We start from the raw sequence: 15,542 nt of genomic DNA on the forward strand, positions 1-15,542 counted from the left end.
ATGAGCACGCGCAGCAGATGGTCCACGCCCGCCGCCGACGCCCTGCGCGTCGACCCCGGCTTCCGCCTCGCCGACATCGACACGCGGTCCACCCCGGGCTACGACGGCGACAAGACCGACGGCAGGGCCGACCTCGAGGCCGGCCGCGAGCCGCTCGAGGGCCTGCAGGAGCGACTCTTCGCCCAGAGCGTCGCGGGGACGGCGACCGGCTCGGTGCTGCTCGTGCTCCAGGCGATGGACACCGCCGGCAAGGGCGGCATCGTGCGCCACGTCGTCGGTGCCGTCGATCCGCAGGGTGTCGAGCTCGCCTCGTTCAAGAAGCCCACGGCCGAGGAACTCGAACACGACTTCCTGTGGCGCATCGAGAAGCGACTGCCGGATGCCGGCCGGATCGGCGTCTTCGACCGCTCGCACTACGAGGACGTGCTCATCGGGCGTGTGCGCTCCCTCGCCCCGGCCCAGGAGATCGAGAGGCGGTACGGCGCGATCGTGTCGTTCGAGGCGGAGGCCGCCGAGATGGGCATCCGCGTGGTGAAGGTCATGCTGCACATCTCGAAGGACGAACAGCGCGAGCGGCTGAGCGAGCGGCTCGACCGCCCCGACAAGCACTGGAAGTACAACCCGTCCGACGTCGACGAGCGCGAGCTCTGGGACGAGTACATGGATGCCTACCAGGTCGCGATCGAGCGCACGTCGACCCCGATCGCGCCGTGGCACGTCGTCCCCGCCGACCGCAAGTGGTACGCGCGGCTGGCCGTGCAGCAGCTGCTCCTCGACGCCCTGCAGGACGTCGACCCGCAGTGGCCGGCGGCCGAGTACGACGTCGCCGAGGAGAAGAAGCGCCTCGCGGCGTCGTGAGGCTCGGGCGGGCGTCGCTCAGGCGAGCGCTTCGACGATCGGGCGGAACTTCACGCGCGTTTCGAGCAGCTCGGACTCCGCGACGCTGTCGGCCACGATCCCCGCTCCCGCGTACGCGGTGATCGGGGCGGTGGGCGAGGCGGGCGCGGCGCGGTCGATCTGCGCACAGCGCAGGGCGATGGCCCACTCCCCGTCGCCGGAGGCGCCCGTCCATCCCACGGCTCCGGCGTAGCGCCCGCGGTCGAAGGGCTCGAGGCGGCGGATGACCTCGATCGCGGCGGCGGTGGGGGTGCCGGCGACCGCGGCCGTGGGGTGCAGCACCGACAGCAGGTCGAGCGACGAGGCGTCCTCGCTCAGCACGCCCTCCACGTCGGTGGCGAGGTGCCAGACGTTCGGCAGCTTGAGCGTGAAGGGCTGCTCGGCCGCGACGAGCGACGAGGTGTGCGGGCCCAGGGCCTTCAGCACGCTCTGCACGGCGAAGCGGTGCTCCTCCTGGTCTTTCGTACTCTCGGTCAGACCGATGGATGCCGCGACGTCGGCGTCGGCGTCCCCGCCGCGCGCGACGGTCCCGGCGAGCACGCGCGCGGTCACCGTGCCGTTCGACACGGTCACGAGCGTCTCGGGACTCGCGCCGATGAGGCCGTCGACGGCGAACACCCAGCAGTCGGGGTAGCCCTCCAGCAGGGAGCGCACGAGGCGCCGCAAGTCGGAACCCGCCGGCACGGTGCCCGAGATGTCACGGGCAAGCACCACCTTCTGCACCTCGCGGGCACCGATCGCCTCGATCGCCTGGCGCACGGCATCCTGGAACTTCTCCGCCGTCTGGAGGCCGGGGCCGAGGGTCGCCGACCAGTGCGGACCGAAGGGGGAGCGCGGCGGGAGCTCGGGCTCGGGCTCGTCGGGGGTGTCGTCGAAGGCGAGGCGGGTGACCCACGCCCGTCCGCTGTGGCGGCCGACGATCATGCCCGGAACGCGCAGCACGTTCTCGCGCTCGGACTGCGGGTCGAACACGAACGATCCGAAGGCCACGAGGCCCGTGCCGGGCAGCTGCACCGGGTCGTCGACCTCGGCGGCCGCGGCGATCGCCCGCCAGCGCTCCGAGATCGTGGCATCCCCCGGTTGCGCGCCGACGTAGCGCAGCGTGAGCAGATCGCCGAACGCGGCAAGCGACTCGCCCCGGCGACTCCAGAAGAGGGGGTCGTACGGCGTGGTGTAGGCCAGCACGTCGTCCATCGGGGGGAGCTCTCGCGTGACCACGCGCAGGCGCGGCACGACGTCATCCGCGGGTTCGAGCACGTCTTTCAGCGTAGACCCGCGGCAATCGGTGCGGAGGTGCGCGGCATCCTGATGCTCCAGCGTCGAGCAGACGCGGCGTACACAACGCAGGAGTTTCCGGTTTCCGGGGGCGTCGCAGCGGAGACTTTCCCGCGTCGAACTTCTGAAGTCCTGCGCTGTGTCCGCGTGCGCGCGGAGGCCCGAAGTCGGGAGCGTTTTAGACTCCGGGACATGGACAACCGACCCGCCCCCGGCACCCGCCTGCTGTTCGAGTGGCGCAAGTGGGACGGCTCGCCGCACTGGGTGCAGGACAGCGTCTACCTCGGCTCCGACGAGTGGGGCGAGTGGTTCGGGCAGCAGGTGGGATGGCGGAGCGCGCGTCCGGGAGCGGCGTTCGTGTGCCGCCAGCCGAACGTGACGCTGGTGCCGGCGAGCGGAGACTGGGCGTTCACGCACAACGCCGATCCGCATCCCGTGGCCGTGTACATCGACCTCGCGTGGGACGTGCGCTGGCACGACGACGGCGTGCCCCGTGGCATCGACATGGACCTCGACGTGGTGCGCCGCACCGACGAGCGCGGCACGTGGATCGACGACCGCGACGAATGGGACGAGCACCGGGTGCGCTACGGCTACCCGCTCGACATCGTGGAGCACCTGGATGCCACGGCCACCGACCTCGAACGGCGGGTTCGCGCCCACGAGGCACCGTTCTGCGACGCGGTCACCGGTCCCTGGCTCGAACGTCTGGCGGCGCTCGCAACCCCCGGCGATGACACGACGGTACGCGCCTAGACTCGACGGGTGAGCAGCGACCCCAACCGCGCCGACCTCGGTAAAGACCCGCAGCGCGTCAGCGGCATGTTCGATCAGGTCGCGGCGGCCTATGACCGCACGAACTCCGTGCTGAGCCTCGGCAACGACCGCCTCTGGCGTGCCGCGACGCTGCGCGCGGTGGCACCGAAGCGGGGCGAACGCATCCTCGACCTCGCCGCGGGCACCGGCACGTCGTCGATGGCCTTCGTGCCGAGCGGCGCTCATGTCGTGGCCGCCGACTTCTCGCGCGGCATGATCGCCGAGGGTCGCCGTCGCCACGGGAGCGTGCCGAACCTCGAGTTCGTGCAGGCGGATGCCACCGATCTCCCCTTCGCCGACGGCGAGTTCGATGCCGTGACCATGTCGTTCGGGCTGCGCAACGTGAACGACCCGCGTCGGGCCCTGCGCGAGCTGCGCCGCGTGACCCGCCCCGGCGGACGCATCGTGGTGTGCGAGTTCTCGCATCCGCCGTCCCGCGCCTTCAACGGGCTCTACCGCTTCTACAACGACCGCGTGCTGCCGATCGTGGCGAAGGCCGTCAGCAGCAACGCCGAGGCCTACGACTATCTCAACGAGTCGATCCGCGACTGGCCCGACCAGCCCACGCTCGCGGGATGGATGCGCGACGCCGGGTGGGAAGACGTGGCCTACCGCAACCTCTCATTCGGCATCGTGGCGCTGCACCGCGGCATCCGTCCCCTGTCCTGATCCCCTGTCAACCGTCGAGATACCCGCGGCGGCCCGCAACCGCGCCAGGATAGGCTGAAGCCGTGACCCCGAGACCGTCTGCGGCCAACACCCGCCTGTCGGGAAAGCTGGGCCTGAGCGACCGTATCTTCGCCGGGCTGCGTTCTCGCACCCTCCTCTCCACCGTCGAGGCGGGTCTCGCGCGCGTCGAGACCGAGCTCGAGGGCGAGGTGCGCAGCGCCGACAAGCTCGCCGACGTCACCGCCCGCTACCTCTACGAGGCCGGCGGCAAGCGCGTGCGGCCGATGCTGGCGATCCTCACTGCGCAGCTCGGTCAGGGCACGACGAAAGAGGTCGTCGAGGTCGCCACGGCCCTCGAGCTGACCCATCTCGGCTCGCTCTACCACGATGACGTCATGGACGGCGCCGACAAGCGCCGCGGGGTGCCGAGCGCCCAGACGGTGTGGGGCAACAACATCGCCATCCTTACCGGCGACCTGCTCTTCGCCCGTGCAAGCCAGTTGATGGCCCGCCGAGGAGAGCGCGCGATCCAGCTGCAGGCCGACACCTTCGAACGGCTCGTGCTCGGGCAGATGCACGAGACCGTGGGTCCGCAGGAGGGCGACGAGCCCGTCGACTACTACCTGCGGGTGCTCGCCGACAAGACCGGGTCGCTGATCGCGGCCGCGGCTCAGTCGGGTGTCATCTACTCCGGTGCCCCCGAGGAGTTCGAGCAGCCGATGGTCGTCTTCGGCGAGAAGGCCGGCGTCGCCTTCCAGCTGCTCGACGACGTGATCGACCTCTCGCCCGACCCCTCCGAGACGGGCAAGGTGCCCGGCACCGACCTGCGCGCGGGCGTGCCCACCATGCCGTACCTGCTGCTCGGGCACCGCTCCGACGCCGCATCCGCCGACCTGCGCGCCCGCATCGACGAGGGTCAGGAGCGCATCGCAGCCGGGGCCGACCCCTCGATCCTCGACGGCGCCCTCGCGGAGCTGCGCGACCACGAGACCACGCACGAGACCCTGAGCCTCGCGCACCAGTGGTCGCAAGAGGCGATCGACGCCCTCGCGCCCCTGCCCGACGGCGCCGTGCGCGAGGCGCTGACGCGCTTCGCCCGCGCCGTGGCCGACCGCTCGGCCTGACCACTTTCCACCCCCCCCCCGATCGCGATCGAGAGGAACCCATGACGAAGCTGCGCCTCGCCATCGTCGGAGCCGGCCCCGCCGGCATCTACGCCGCCGACATCCTGCTGAAAGCCGAGCGTCAGTTCGACGTGTCGATCGACCTGTTCGAGCAACTGCCCGCGCCCTACGGTCTCGTCCGCTACGGCGTCGCCCCCGACCACCCGCGCATCAAGGGCGTCATCACGGCGCTGCGCGAGGTGCTCGACCGCGGTGACATCCGCATCTTCGGCAACGTGCGCTTCGGCGAGGACATCACGCTCGATGACCTCAAGCAGCACTACAACGCGGTGATCTTCTCGACGGGCGCGATCCGCGACGCCGACCTCGACATCCCCGGCATCGACGCGCACGGCTCGTACGGTGCCGCCGACTTCGTCAGCTGGTTCGACGGGCACCCCGACGTGCCGCGCGAGTGGCCGCTCGAGGCCGAGTCGGTCGCCGTGATCGGCAACGGCAACGTCGCCCTCGACATCACGCGCATGCTCGCCAAGCACGCCGACGACCTGCTGCCGACCGAGGTGCCCGACAACGTCTACCAGGGCCTGAAGGCCTCGCCCGTCACCGACGTGCACGTCTTCGGGCGTCGGGGTCCCGCGCAGGTCAAGTTCACCCCGCTCGAGCTCCGCGAGCTCGGCGAGCTGCGCGACGTCGACATGGTCGTCTACGACGAGGACTTCGACTACGACGACGCCTCGCGCGCAGCGATCGAGACCAACAAGCAGGTCAAGGTCATCGACCGCGTGCTGCAGCAGTGGCGTACCCGCCCCAGCGTGAACAACGCCGGGGGAGACGCCTCGCGTCGCCTGCACCTGCACTTCTGGGCCAAGCCGCTCGAGATCGTGAAGGACGACGAGGGTCGGGTCGCCGCCATCCGCTACGAGCGCACGAAGCCCGACGCCGAGGCCGGTGTCGTGGGCACCGGCGAGATCCGCGAGATCCCGATCCAGGCCCTCTACCGCGCCGTCGGGTACTTCGGCTCCCCGCTGAAGGACGTCCCCTTCGACGAGCGGCACGGCGTCATCCCGAACCACGAGGGCCAGGTCATCTCCGCCGACTCGAACTCCCGCGTCCCGGGTCTGTACGCCACCGGCTGGATCAAGCGCGGCCCCGTCGGCCTCATCGGACACACCAAGTCGGATGCCATGGAGACGGTGCGCCACCTGATCAACGATCAGGGCCAGTGGTGGCAGCCCGCGCACCCGGAGGAGGAGGCCATCCCGGCCCTGCTCGCCGAGCGCGGCGTGCGCTGGACTGACCTCGACGGCTGGCACCGCCTCGACGAGCACGAGATGGCCCTGGGCGCCCCGCACGAGCGGGCGCGCATCAAGGTCGTCCCGCGCGACGAGATGATCGCGATCTCGCGCGGCGAGTGACCTCCTCCGCGAACCGCCCCGTCTCAGGACGGGGCGGTTCGTCGTCGGCTGGCGGGGAGGACCCGCACGGCTCGCCCGGAGTCGGAGATCCCACTCGTCCGATCCGCGGCGTCGTTTCCTATGCTGGGGCGATGGGGGAGTGGCATCCGGACATCCTCGGTGAGGGCTTCGAGCAGCAGACGCTGCCGCTCGGAACAGACCCCGAGGGAGAGGTCGTCGCGACGCTCGTGCGCGCGAGGCCGCACCCCGGCGCGCGGCTGTTCGGCGAGTGGCGCGACATCGACGTGCTGTACGTGCACGGCTGGTCGGACTACTTCTTCCAGACCGATCTCGCCCGCTTCTTCATCGACCGCGGCGCGCGCTTTCACGCTCTCGACCTGCGCAAGTACGGTCGCAGTCTCCGTCCCGGCCAGACGCCGGGGTACACGGTGGCGCTCGACGTGTACGACGCCGACATCGCCGCGGCCCTGGATGCCATGGGCACTGCGCGCGAGGGGCGCCGACTCGTGCTGCTCGGGCACAGCACCGGCGGCCTCACGCTCACGCTCTGGGCGGCGCGTCATCCGGGTGTCGCCGAGATGCTCGTGCTCAACAGCCCGTGGCTGGAGCTGCAGCTCGGACCGCTCGGCCGGCAGGCGCTCGCGCCCCTCGTGAACGCCCGCGCGCGTCTCGACCCTCTTGGCACGCACCCGGTCGTCGACCTCGGCTTCTACACGCGGGCCCAGCGCGAACTCGGCACGCTCCCCGACAGCCCCGACGGGTGGCGGCCACCCCAGGGATTTCCGACGCACCCCGGGTGGCTCGCGGCGATCATCGCCGGGCACGCGCGGGTGGCATCCGGGGTCGACGTGGGGTGTCCCGCCCTCGTCCTGCTCTCGCAGCGGTCGGCCCCGGCGCTCGCATGGACCGACGCGATGCTCGCGAGCGACTCGGTGCTCGTCGTCGACGACATCGCCCGCGCGGCGACACGAATCGCCCGCACGGTCACGATCTCGCGCATCGACGGGGCTCTGCACGACGTGTTCCTGTCGGCACCGGCGGCCCGCGACGCGGCGTTCGCGGCGCTCACGGCGGGGATGGGAGGGATAGCGTAGAACGCGATCGAAGGAGCACCATGATCCCCACCGCCGCGTCCGCGACCGAGATCTACCGCGCCGCGCGCGACGAACTCCTCGCGGCTCGCACCGACCCGGCTCGAGCAGCGGGCTTCGTCTGGCCCCGCTTCGAGGGGCCGTTCAACTGGGCGATCGACTGGTTCGACCCGATGGCGCGCGGCAACGATCGGCCGGCGCTCATCGTGGTCGATGACGATGACACGCACCACCGGCGCACCTTCGACGAGCTCGCCCGTCGCTCCGACCAGGTGGCGGCGTGGCTGTCGTCGCGGGGTGTGGAGCGCGGCGACACCGTTCTGCTCATGCTGAACAACCAGGTCGAGCTGTGGGAGTCGATGCTCGCGATCATGAAGCTCGGCGGGGTGATCGCCCCGACCACCACCGCTCTGGGCAGTGTCGACCTGGGCGACCGCATCGAGCGCGCCGACATCCGCCACGTCGTGGTCGGTGCGGCCGATGCCGAGAAGTTCGATGACCTGCCCGAGGGGCTCGGCCGCATCGTGGTCGGCGGCACGCATCCGGGGTGGGCGTCATACGACGACGCGTTCCTCGTGGATGCCGAGCCGGCACGGCATCCGGGAACCACCGCCGACGAGCGCCTGCTGCTGTACTTCACCTCGGGGACGACGTCGAAGCCGAAGCTCGTCGAGCACACGCACGCCTCGTATCCGGTCGGGCACCTCAGCACGATGTACTGGCTGGGACTGCAGCCCGGCGACGTGCACCTCGCGATCAGCTCGCCGGGGTGGGCGAAGCACGCGTGGAGCCTGTTCTTCGCCCCGTGGATCGCCGGCGCGACGGTGCTCGCCCTCAACTACTCGCGCTTCTCGGCCGAGCGTCTGCTGTCGGAGCTCGAGAACGACCGGGTCACCACGTTCTGCGCGCCGCCGACAGTGTGGCGCATGCTCATCCAGGCCGACCTCACGGGGCGCCGCGGCGCGCTGCGCGAGGTCGTGTCGGCGGGGGAGCCGCTGAACCCCGAGGTCATCGCCTCGGTGCAGCGCGCGTGGGGCCTCGACATCCGCGACGGGTACGGGCAGACCGAGATGACCGCCGTGGTGGCCAACACACCCGGCGCCGATCTCGTGCCCGGATCCATGGGGCGTCCCCTGCCGGGTTGCCCAGTGGTGCTGGTCGATCCCCTGACCGGGGAGCGCGCCGACGAGGGTGAGATCTGCATCGACCTCACCGAGCGTCCGGTGAACCTCATGACCGGCTACGTGGGGGATGCCGAGCGCAATGCCGAGGCGTTCGCCGACGGGCTCTTCCACACCGGCGACGTGGCGCGGCGCGACGAGACCGGCAGCATCACCTACATCGGTCGCACCGACGACGTGTTCAAGGCTTCGGACTACAAGATCAGTCCGTTCGAGCTCGAGAGCGTGCTCATCGAGCACCCGGCGGTCGTCGAGGCCGCCGTCGTCCCCGCGCCCGACGACCTGCGTCTCGCCGTACCGAAGGCGTACATCGTGCTCGCGGGAGGGCGGGAGCCGGACGAGGAGGTCGCCCTCGACATCCTGCGTTTCGCTCGGGAGCGGCTCGCTCCGTTCCAGCGTGTGCGGCGCGTGGAGTTCTTCGACCTGCCCAAGACCATCTCGGGCAAGATTCGCCGCGTCGAACTGCGCCAGCGCGAGGAGGCGGTGTTCCGCGGCGAGGTCGTCTGCGTGGAGTGGCGCGACGACTCCCTGCGGGGCTGACGGAGCCCGTTCCGGGCGGCCGGGTCGGGTGGGGCCCGCAACCCCCTCGCGGGCGGCCGGGCGCCGTGTGAGCATCGAGATATGGACAACGACAAGAAGCAGCCGTTCGAGAACCCCACCGTCGACGACGACAGCGACATGCCTTCGCGCACCGAGGAGCGCAACGTGGGCCGCGAGACCGAGCGCGAGATCACGCAGATGATCAACGGCATCGAGGGCTGATCGGCCCTACACGGGCTCGGTGGTGCGGATGAGGCCGCACGTCACGCACGACCAGGCGACGAGGAAACGCTCGTCGTCGAGGATCTCGAAGCGCAGCGGGTCGCCGCACGTCGGACACACGCGCGGATCCGCGGTGTGCTGACGCACGGCGTCCTCGCTCAGCGGTAGTTCGTGAATCGCAAACCGCCGATTGTGAGTGGTTGAAGTGAATTGAGATTCGACACCTGGCCTGGTCTTTACTGCTTGGGACCGGTTGGGCTCGATTGAGCTCGGTCGGACTTGTTGCGGACTATTCGCGGACTCGCCGCGTCCCCCTCTTGCGATTGGCTAGGCCATTCGCTGGCCGGGCAGATCGTCCGTGCGGTGCTCATCAGTAAGGGCCAGGGCGATCTCCTGCATCCCAAATGCCAAGAAATGCATCGCGCTCGCCAGTTCCCTCACGGCGGGGTCTTCGTGCCGCTTGAGCGGCTCAAGTTTGGCGGTGGCGGTCTGGCACTTCGCGATGCCTTCGAGGGCAAGTTGCTTTCGGCTCAACATGATGCCGAGCATAAGTGCGATCAAGGTGCCCGTCTCTGCTCGTTGTCTACGCGGGGGCCTCGTTCCCCTGCGGATAACACACGCCGTGATCAGAGCGGATAACACTCTCGACCAGGTCTTTTATTGCACCAACACTCCTGCTAGCGTGCCCGCATGGCCGGAGAAGTAGAAGACCCGTACAAGTGGAAACGCGGATTCAGCCGCGAGCAAGCATCGGACTACTGCGCGATCAGTATCGACAAGGTGAAACGCGCAATCCGCTGGAACGAACTTCCCGCAAAGCGCCACGGACGGGACATAATTCTGTTCCGCGAAGACCTTGACGCGTGGATGGAAAGTTGGGAGACGGTCTAAGACATGTACCTGCTCCGTCAACCGACCGATATGGATGCCGGTAGCCTCGGGCCATGACCGAAGCGACGCAGGAAGCAACGCCGAAGACAGATGCGCCTGGGCAGTTGGTGGGTCTCATCGTCCTCACCGTCCTATCAGCCGTTGCAGCCGTCGTCCTCGCCGTTGTGGCCCTATTCGTCGGAACCGGCACCTACCCGACCGACTCCGAGCTTGCGATCAAGGTTGCCCTCGGCTGGTGGTCGAATTTCGCGCTGACCGTTACCGTCGTCGCCTTCGTCGGCACCCTCGTCCTCGCTGGAATCCGACGCATGCTCGGTACGGCGGGCTTTCGGGTCTAAGCCGCCACCGCTGCGTGGCCGTTCTTGAGCGTCTCAATCCCATGCCGGCGACGCCAGACGGTGAGCGCTTCGGTGCAGCGCGGCCAACCCCACCCAGTGCGCTCTCTGAGCTCCCCGATAGTGCGAGGCGCGGGGTCCATCGTCTCGACGTACTCGACGTCCGCCGCCCGGTCCACCTTCGGCTGCGTGTAGTGGATCATGTGTCCGTTGGCGGTGTTCACGATGTCGACCAGGCAGGACACATCGGCGACGTAGGATCGCTGCACCCAGCCGAGCCACGTGTCTGCGTCCATCCCGTATCGGGCGGCGGCTTCGGCTGCGGCACGCTCTAGCGGCTCCTCATACTTCGCCCGAATTCGGGGCAACGGAGGGCGGTCAAGCTCGCCCCGTTCCGAGACCTCCCGCTTCGCGCACCAGAGGAGATGAGCGCACAGCGCCGCCACGTAGTTAAACGGTGGCTTGTCCGACGAGCCGATCATCGCGCCCATCTTGCCGAGAGAGGACTGCTCGAAAAACCGGAGGGCAAGGATGATCTTGTGCCGTCGCGGCAGCACGGCGATCGCCTCCGCGAGGGCGACCTGCAGCAAGCTGTATTCCTGCCGAATGCGGAGCTGAGTGTAGCTGTCCGCCGGGTCCATGCCCTCTATCTCGTCGTAGTGGTCGGACCGTACGTTCTCGGCTCCTTCCCGCTCGTACAGGACGCGCTGCACTCGCCAGTCGATCGCCTGCTTCGCCGCCGCCCAGAATCGACCGGGGTGACGACGGAACTCGCCGTCCGGGGCATTCGCGAGCTCAACCAGGGCGACGTGCGCGTACGAGATCAGGTCATCCTTTTCGATGCGACCCCCGTCGCCCTTGTACCACCGCCAGAGGACGTATGAGCGGGCCGGGGAGACAAAGGCTCCGAGGTCACGAAAAGCGTCGAAGTCATCGGCCTCGACGTGCTGAAACCACTTCTCGACCATGCTTAGGCTCCTCCTGCGCGCCAGGCGCCGCCGACGTTCGTGTAAGGGATGGCAATGCGCCACTCGCCGCCGACATTCGTGTAGGCGATGGTGTGACGCCAGACCGCGCCGACCTTGGTCCGGGGTCCGCGCGGGATGCGAGGCAAGTCGAGAGGGCCGGACGCCGTTGCAGAACCGATGTGGTTGGTCGTGAAGGTGCCCGAAACGGTGATTGACAGGGTGCCGTCCGGGTTGTGCGCGACGGTACTTTCGCCTGATCCGAGGGTGATCGTCCCGAAAAGGTTCAATCGGAAGTCGTAGGCCGCGGATCCGCCGGAGCTTTGACCGCCGATGTTGACGGACCAGGGGAACGCCTGACTGTTCCAGGATCCGGGCGTGCCGGAGGTGTGGCGCAGGCGCAGCGTCCACGCAATCCGAGATGTGTTGGCGGCGATGTCTTGACCGCCCTCGACGACATTCGCCGTCAACTCGAGCCTGTGTCCGTTCGGCGACGACCCGCCCGTGAGGTCTGCTGAGTAGTCGACCATCAGACGACCTTGAGGTAGATGTCGCCGTCCTGGCCGCCGGAGGGGTCGCCGAATCCTCGCGTGATTTTCGGGATGGTGACGACGTCCGTGATGTCGACCTGGACGATGACGCGACCGTCGAGCCACTTCAGGCCGATGATGTTTCCGCCCGCGTTGTAGTTGCGGACGGCGCGGGTCGCGATGTAGTCGCGGGTCTTGTTGTCCTCGTCGTAACCCTGGCGGCGATCGTCGGTGCCGAGGACGACGTCCATGCCGGCCGAGACGGCCTGTTCTCCGTTAGCCATTCGCGGTCTCCTCAATCCAGGACTCGCCCGCTGACGAGTCGGTCCATGCCTCGCCCTTGGGGAGCAAGATCCATGCGGTGCCGGGGGTGTCGATGGTGCGGGCCTCGATGGTCATCTCGTCGCGGCTGAGGTCGAACCTCACGCGCTGGATGGACCCGACCTGCACAGGGGTGTCGGGCAAACGGACGATGACCGGCTGCTCGGCGGCTGTCGTCCAGTCGGCGACCTTCGTCGCGGTGACCTCTCGCCCTCGCTGCTGCGCGCGACGGACGGCATATGCGGAGCGGCCGGGGCCGGGGTAAGGGGCGTCGACCTCGACGAGGTTCGCCCGAGTGTGAGGAGTGCGCAGCGCGAACGAGTCGACCGCCTCCTGCTGCATGCCAGCCCCATCGGTCCACCGGTATCGGGTCACCTGCGCGTCAAACCAGAGCGCGTTGTCGCGGTCGATGGTGTCGGTCCCGTCGATCAGATCTTCGCCGTAAGTGATCGTCGCGACCTCACCGAAGCCCGCGTAGTTCTCCGTGCGCAGTGTCCAGGCGCGCCGCTCGTCGCACACCAGGCGCATTCCGACTGCCTGCACGAGCGGGTGGAGGAAGTCCATTGCCGACTTCCCGGCCTTCCACACAAGGGCGTCGTCGGCCGCCTCGGGGCCCGTAGCAGACGCATCAACGCCAGGCTCAAGGACTGCGTCGGGCAGGACGACGCCCAATACGTAGTTGACGACGCCGCGGATAGTCGGGAAGGTCGCCGGCGTGCTGTCGTCAGCGAGCGGGCGCCAGTCGTCTAGCAACGCCTCATCCGATGCGAGGCTCAGGGACATCGTCCCGTCGCGGTGATTCACCGGGCGGCGGCGGACGCCGAGGTCGAAGATCCGAAGCCGAGACTGCGCGCCAACGCGCACGGTCGCGGTGACGACGACGCGCGGTGTCACGCGCGGGTCAAGCGCGTCGAGGAGACCGACCGGGACGCGCAGATCCGCTTGGACGTGCGGGACCGTGCCCGCGTCGAGCGTCAAGGTTCCGCCGCGGACGCTGACTTGATCTGCGCCGACCGTCGCGCTGTAGGTGTGCCGGGATACAGTCATGCCGCGTCCTCGGGTAGCGGGTCCATTCCCGGCTGTGTGCTGTAGACGCGAGCGGGCGGCTCGATCTCTTGGAAATCGAACTTGACGACCCATTCCGTCTTCGTCGGGTCGAGCTCCTTTGAGATGTCTCCGGTTACGACGAAGAACATCCACACCTCGTTTTTGAGGGACGACGTGAGCGTGTTGATGATCGAGCAGACTTCGCCCCGAGCAAGGCACTCTTCGGCCCATGTGCCGCGTCGGCCCCATCCAGACGCCTCGACGGGAAGACGCATCTCGATCGACCCGGAGCGCGCCGCCGCGGGGCGCAAAGTGATATCGGGGTAGGGCTTCCCGAGGATCGGGTGCACGATGTTTCCCGACTCCCTGCGAGTCCGGTACTCGGTCAGTGAGCGCGGCTGAATCTCGGCACCGTTGCCGACGTGGATGCGAAAGACCGTCATTGCCATGTCGTCCCACCCGATCCGCCGGGGCCTACAGCCGTGTGAACGCGCCCGATCTTTGCGCCGGGCACCCAGTTACGCCATGCGGAGTCGTCGACGTTGACGCGCACCACTGCGGTCTTGTCACGGACGCCGTAAATCTTCTGGTCGATCGCTTCGACGTCCTGCGTCGCCTGGCCCGTTTCGGCGTCGATATAGACCTGCTTCCCGTCCGGGAGGGTGATGACTGTGTCACCAAACTCATCGACGGTCTCGGTTGCGCCGACCGTGTTGCGAGCGACGTCGATCATCATTTGACTCACGAACCCTGCGGTGTCGCGCCCGAGCTGCATCGCTCCGGTGAGGTCGTCGAAAGCCTTGCGGCCCTCAATGAGCGAGTTGTTCGCCTCCGACTGCCCGGTCGTCGCCGCCTCGATGTTCTGTGCGTAGTTGTCCGCGCCGGATGCGTTGGCCTTGAGCGCCTCTTCCTGGCGACCGAGAGAGTCGGACACCTGGTCGATCGCTGTCTGCGACCCGGCCATCGCTGCGGCGGCGGTTGCCACCTCGACGCCCCAGAGCTTCGCGTTCTCCCGTACTTCATCTCCCCGTTCGACGAGGAGCTTCTGCCCCTGCTCGACAATCTGCGACGTGGTAAGCACACTCGACCCGGCGTCGACGTAGGCCTGCGCCCACTCGGCGGCTTGCTCTTTGAGTCGCTCCTGCCGTTCCTCGGCTTCTTGTAGGCCGGCGGTCAGGAGGCCGAGACCGACCGCGCCGGCCGCGAGGGCAAAGGCTCCCGCGAGGCCGCCAGGACCCATGCCTGCGACGGTCGCGGCAAGGCCGCCGAGCGAGTCCTGCCCCACCTGGCCGAGGTCACTGAGGTCGCCACGGATGCTCGACACGGCCTCGCCGAGGTTGCTCCCAATCTCCTGCGTGACTTCTTGGCTGGCCGCGCGCACGCGATCCATGCCACGGCCCCCGTTGCTCCCGACATCGTCGAGACTGTCGTCGAGCCGCTCGGACTGCCGCCGCGCATCCCGCAGGGCATCCTCAAGCCGATCAATTCCTCGCTCGCCGTCGCGGCCGGCACGTTCAGCTGTGTCTCCGACATCCTCGAAGTCGCTCAGGATGTTGGAGAAGTCAGGCTTCTCGGCCGCTCGCTCGAGCTGGTCGAACGCCTTTTCGGCGTCCTCTACCGGGCGGATGACGCCACGCTTGATCGCGTCCTCAAACGCGCGTGTCTCCGCGCCGACGCCGATCTCGTGCACGCGAGCCATCAGGAACCTTTCTTGCCGTCCATCCCGTCGAACAAAGCTCGACGGGAGGACTGAATGACTACCGACGCGATGCGCGGGATAGCGTCGCGTGCGGCGTTGTAGACGACGTAGCCACCTCGGCGGACGGCAGGCAGGCGCCCCCCGATCTTGCGGGTGTGCGCCTTGACCGTCCCGCCCCTGCGCGAGTGGGCCGCGACCTTCTGCAGCTTGTTGGGGTTCACGCCGAATTCCGCTCCCATGCCGAGGGTCGAGACAGCGGTACCGGAAGAGAGCTTTCCGACACCGCCGGATCGGAGGTAGACATTGCGGGTAGCGACGCCGACCCGTGCGGAATTGACCAGGACGCGCTGCTGTTGCCGCGTCGCGGCTCGGTCGCGGACTTCCTCAAACCAGACAGGTTCGGCCGCGCGGCGCATGTGCGCTGTGACGTGCTTTCGCGTCTCGGCGGGCACGGCCCGCAGCGCGAGGAGGAGGTCACGGAACGGCGAGTCGATGAGGAGGCTGATGCGCCCCTGACCCGCCAC

At 68.6% G+C, this 15,542-nt stretch carries 20 protein-coding genes; 10 read left to right on the plus strand and 10 right to left on the minus strand.

The window, feature by feature from the left end:
- Complete coding sequence (locus ACK4LS_RS00465; protein WP_409711994.1) at positions 1 to 858, plus strand: polyphosphate kinase 2 family protein; 858 nt, start codon at positions 1 to 3, stop codon at positions 856 to 858.
- A gap of 18 nt (positions 859 to 876) precedes the next feature.
- Here ACK4LS_RS00465 and ACK4LS_RS00470 read toward each other — a convergent pair whose 3' ends face one another.
- Positions 877 to 2,091 carry an isochorismate synthase MenF gene (locus tag ACK4LS_RS00470; protein WP_409712201.1) on the minus strand — a complete coding sequence of 405 codons (1,215 nt, stop codon included), beginning with the start codon at positions 2,089 to 2,091 and terminating at the stop codon, positions 877 to 879.
- A gap of 273 nt (positions 2,092 to 2,364) precedes the next feature.
- Here ACK4LS_RS00470 and ACK4LS_RS00475 point away from each other — a divergent pair, with 273 nt between their 5' ends.
- The 7 genes from ACK4LS_RS00475 to ACK4LS_RS00505 all read left to right on the plus strand — a co-directional run bounded on the left by ACK4LS_RS00475 (position 2,365) and on the right by ACK4LS_RS00505 (position 9,230).
- A complete protein-coding gene (locus tag ACK4LS_RS00475; RefSeq protein WP_409711996.1) occupies positions 2,365 to 2,928 on the plus strand; it encodes a DUF402 domain-containing protein in 564 nt (187 codons plus the stop codon).
- A gap of 9 nt (positions 2,929 to 2,937) precedes the next feature.
- A complete protein-coding gene (locus ACK4LS_RS00480; protein ID WP_409711998.1) occupies positions 2,938 to 3,657 on the plus strand; it encodes a demethylmenaquinone methyltransferase in 720 nt (239 codons plus the stop codon).
- Positions 3,658 to 3,719: 62 nt separating this feature from the next.
- Positions 3,720 to 4,781 (plus strand): polyprenyl synthetase family protein, encoded by a 1,062-nt coding sequence (locus ACK4LS_RS00485; RefSeq protein ID WP_409712000.1) that lies wholly within the window; start codon positions 3,720 to 3,722, stop codon positions 4,779 to 4,781.
- Positions 4,782 to 4,822: 41 nt separating this feature from the next.
- Positions 4,823 to 6,196: an FAD-dependent oxidoreductase gene (locus ACK4LS_RS00490; protein ID WP_409712002.1), complete on the plus strand. Its 1,374-nt coding sequence runs from the start codon at positions 4,823 to 4,825 to the stop codon at positions 6,194 to 6,196.
- A gap of 131 nt (positions 6,197 to 6,327) precedes the next feature.
- Complete coding sequence (locus tag ACK4LS_RS00495; RefSeq protein WP_409712004.1) at positions 6,328 to 7,290, plus strand: alpha/beta hydrolase; 963 nt, start codon at positions 6,328 to 6,330, stop codon at positions 7,288 to 7,290.
- 20 nt (positions 7,291 to 7,310) lie between these two features.
- Entirely contained in the window at positions 7,311 to 9,008 is a 1,698-nt protein-coding gene (locus ACK4LS_RS00500; RefSeq protein WP_409712006.1) for an AMP-binding protein, read from the plus strand.
- Between the two features lie 81 nt (positions 9,009 to 9,089).
- On the plus strand, positions 9,090 to 9,230 hold the full coding sequence (locus ACK4LS_RS00505; RefSeq protein WP_409712008.1) for a hypothetical protein: 141 nt from the start codon (positions 9,090 to 9,092) through the stop codon (positions 9,228 to 9,230).
- A 6-nt stretch (positions 9,231 to 9,236) separates the two neighbouring features.
- On the opposite strand, the gene ACK4LS_RS00510 is transcribed toward ACK4LS_RS00505, so the two are convergent.
- Both ACK4LS_RS00510 and ACK4LS_RS00515 read right to left on the minus strand, forming a co-directional pair.
- Entirely contained in the window at positions 9,237 to 9,377 is a 141-nt protein-coding gene (locus tag ACK4LS_RS00510; RefSeq protein ID WP_409712010.1) for a hypothetical protein, read from the minus strand.
- Positions 9,378 to 9,557: 180 nt separating this feature from the next.
- The gene (locus tag ACK4LS_RS00515) at positions 9,558 to 9,779 is read right to left on the minus strand and encodes a hypothetical protein (RefSeq protein ID WP_409712012.1); all 222 of its coding nucleotides are present in this window, start codon (positions 9,777 to 9,779) and stop codon (positions 9,558 to 9,560) included.
- Between the two features lie 141 nt (positions 9,780 to 9,920).
- Between ACK4LS_RS00515 and ACK4LS_RS00520 the strand changes: the two genes are divergently transcribed.
- A complete protein-coding gene (locus ACK4LS_RS00520) occupies positions 9,921 to 10,121 on the plus strand; it encodes a helix-turn-helix domain-containing protein (protein ID WP_409712014.1) in 201 nt (66 codons plus the stop codon).
- Positions 10,122 to 10,174: 53 nt separating this feature from the next.
- Positions 10,175 to 10,459 (plus strand): hypothetical protein, encoded by a 285-nt coding sequence (locus ACK4LS_RS00525; RefSeq protein ID WP_409712016.1) that lies wholly within the window; start codon positions 10,175 to 10,177, stop codon positions 10,457 to 10,459.
- Here ACK4LS_RS00525 and ACK4LS_RS00530 read toward each other — a convergent pair.
- From ACK4LS_RS00530 to ACK4LS_RS00560, 7 genes are read right to left on the minus strand one after another with little or no spacing between them, the layout of a single operon-like run.
- Positions 10,456 to 11,424, minus strand: coding sequence for a hypothetical protein (locus tag ACK4LS_RS00530; protein ID WP_409712018.1), 969 nt, complete (start codon positions 11,422 to 11,424; stop codon positions 10,456 to 10,458). The two genes, ACK4LS_RS00525 and ACK4LS_RS00530, sit on opposite strands and share 4 nt — an antisense overlap.
- Before the next feature lie 2 nt (positions 11,425 to 11,426).
- Entirely contained in the window at positions 11,427 to 11,951 is a 525-nt protein-coding gene (locus tag ACK4LS_RS00535; RefSeq protein ID WP_409712020.1) for a DUF859 family phage minor structural protein, read from the minus strand.
- A complete protein-coding gene (locus ACK4LS_RS00540; RefSeq protein ID WP_409712022.1) occupies positions 11,951 to 12,235 on the minus strand; it encodes a hypothetical protein in 285 nt (94 codons plus the stop codon). Before ACK4LS_RS00540 ends, ACK4LS_RS00535 begins: the two co-directional genes overlap by 1 nt.
- A complete protein-coding gene (locus ACK4LS_RS00545) occupies positions 12,228 to 13,319 on the minus strand; it encodes a hypothetical protein (RefSeq protein WP_409712024.1) in 1,092 nt (363 codons plus the stop codon). The genes ACK4LS_RS00540 and ACK4LS_RS00545 overlap by 8 nt, the downstream gene beginning before the upstream one ends.
- Positions 13,316 to 13,768 carry a hypothetical protein gene (locus ACK4LS_RS00550; protein ID WP_409712026.1) on the minus strand — a complete coding sequence of 151 codons (453 nt, stop codon included), beginning with the start codon at positions 13,766 to 13,768 and terminating at the stop codon, positions 13,316 to 13,318. The genes ACK4LS_RS00545 and ACK4LS_RS00550 overlap by 4 nt, the downstream gene beginning before the upstream one ends.
- Entirely contained in the window at positions 13,759 to 15,018 is a 1,260-nt protein-coding gene (locus ACK4LS_RS00555) for a hypothetical protein (RefSeq protein ID WP_409712028.1), read from the minus strand. The genes ACK4LS_RS00550 and ACK4LS_RS00555 overlap by 10 nt, the downstream gene beginning before the upstream one ends.
- Complete coding sequence (locus ACK4LS_RS00560) at positions 15,018 to 15,542, minus strand: hypothetical protein (RefSeq protein WP_409712030.1); 525 nt, start codon at positions 15,540 to 15,542, stop codon at positions 15,018 to 15,020. The genes ACK4LS_RS00555 and ACK4LS_RS00560 overlap by 1 nt, the downstream gene beginning before the upstream one ends.

Source organism: Microbacterium sp., from assembly GCF_046295495.1.
In the GTDB taxonomy this organism is placed as follows: domain Bacteria; phylum Actinomycetota; class Actinomycetes; order Actinomycetales; family Microbacteriaceae; genus Microbacterium.

Bases quoted from the DNA above. Each gene is read 5' to 3' on its own strand.
- ACK4LS_RS00545 (WP_409712024.1), bottom strand. From the start codon at position 13,319: ATGACTGTATCCCGGCACACCTACAGCGCGACGGTCGGCGCAGATCAA.
- ACK4LS_RS00535 (WP_409712020.1), bottom strand. From the start codon at position 11,951: ATGGTCGACTACTCAGCAGACCTCACGGGCGGGTCGTCGCCGAACGGA.
- ACK4LS_RS00515 (WP_409712012.1), bottom strand. From the start codon at position 9,779: ATGCTCGGCATCATGTTGAGCCGAAAGCAACTTGCCCTCGAAGGCATC.
- ACK4LS_RS00475 (WP_409711996.1), top strand. From the start codon at position 2,365: ATGGACAACCGACCCGCCCCCGGCACCCGCCTGCTGTTCGAGTGGCGC.
- ACK4LS_RS00470 (WP_409712201.1), bottom strand. From the start codon at position 2,091: ATGGACGACGTGCTGGCCTACACCACGCCGTACGACCCCCTCTTCTGG.
- ACK4LS_RS00520 (WP_409712014.1), top strand. From the start codon at position 9,921: ATGGCCGGAGAAGTAGAAGACCCGTACAAGTGGAAACGCGGATTCAGC.
- ACK4LS_RS00540 (WP_409712022.1), bottom strand. From the start codon at position 12,235: ATGGCTAACGGAGAACAGGCCGTCTCGGCCGGCATGGACGTCGTCCTC.
- ACK4LS_RS00505 (WP_409712008.1), top strand. From the start codon at position 9,090: ATGGACAACGACAAGAAGCAGCCGTTCGAGAACCCCACCGTCGACGAC.
- ACK4LS_RS00495 (WP_409712004.1), top strand. From the start codon at position 6,328: ATGGGGGAGTGGCATCCGGACATCCTCGGTGAGGGCTTCGAGCAGCAG.
- ACK4LS_RS00490 (WP_409712002.1), top strand. From the start codon at position 4,823: ATGACGAAGCTGCGCCTCGCCATCGTCGGAGCCGGCCCCGCCGGCATC.
- ACK4LS_RS00525 (WP_409712016.1), top strand. From the start codon at position 10,175: ATGACCGAAGCGACGCAGGAAGCAACGCCGAAGACAGATGCGCCTGGG.
- ACK4LS_RS00555 (WP_409712028.1), bottom strand. From the start codon at position 15,018: ATGGCTCGCGTGCACGAGATCGGCGTCGGCGCGGAGACACGCGCGTTT.
- ACK4LS_RS00500 (WP_409712006.1), top strand. From the start codon at position 7,311: ATGATCCCCACCGCCGCGTCCGCGACCGAGATCTACCGCGCCGCGCGC.
- ACK4LS_RS00530 (WP_409712018.1), bottom strand. From the start codon at position 11,424: ATGGTCGAGAAGTGGTTTCAGCACGTCGAGGCCGATGACTTCGACGCT.
- ACK4LS_RS00465 (WP_409711994.1), top strand. From the start codon at position 1: ATGAGCACGCGCAGCAGATGGTCCACGCCCGCCGCCGACGCCCTGCGC.
- ACK4LS_RS00550 (WP_409712026.1), bottom strand. From the start codon at position 13,768: ATGGCAATGACGGTCTTTCGCATCCACGTCGGCAACGGTGCCGAGATT.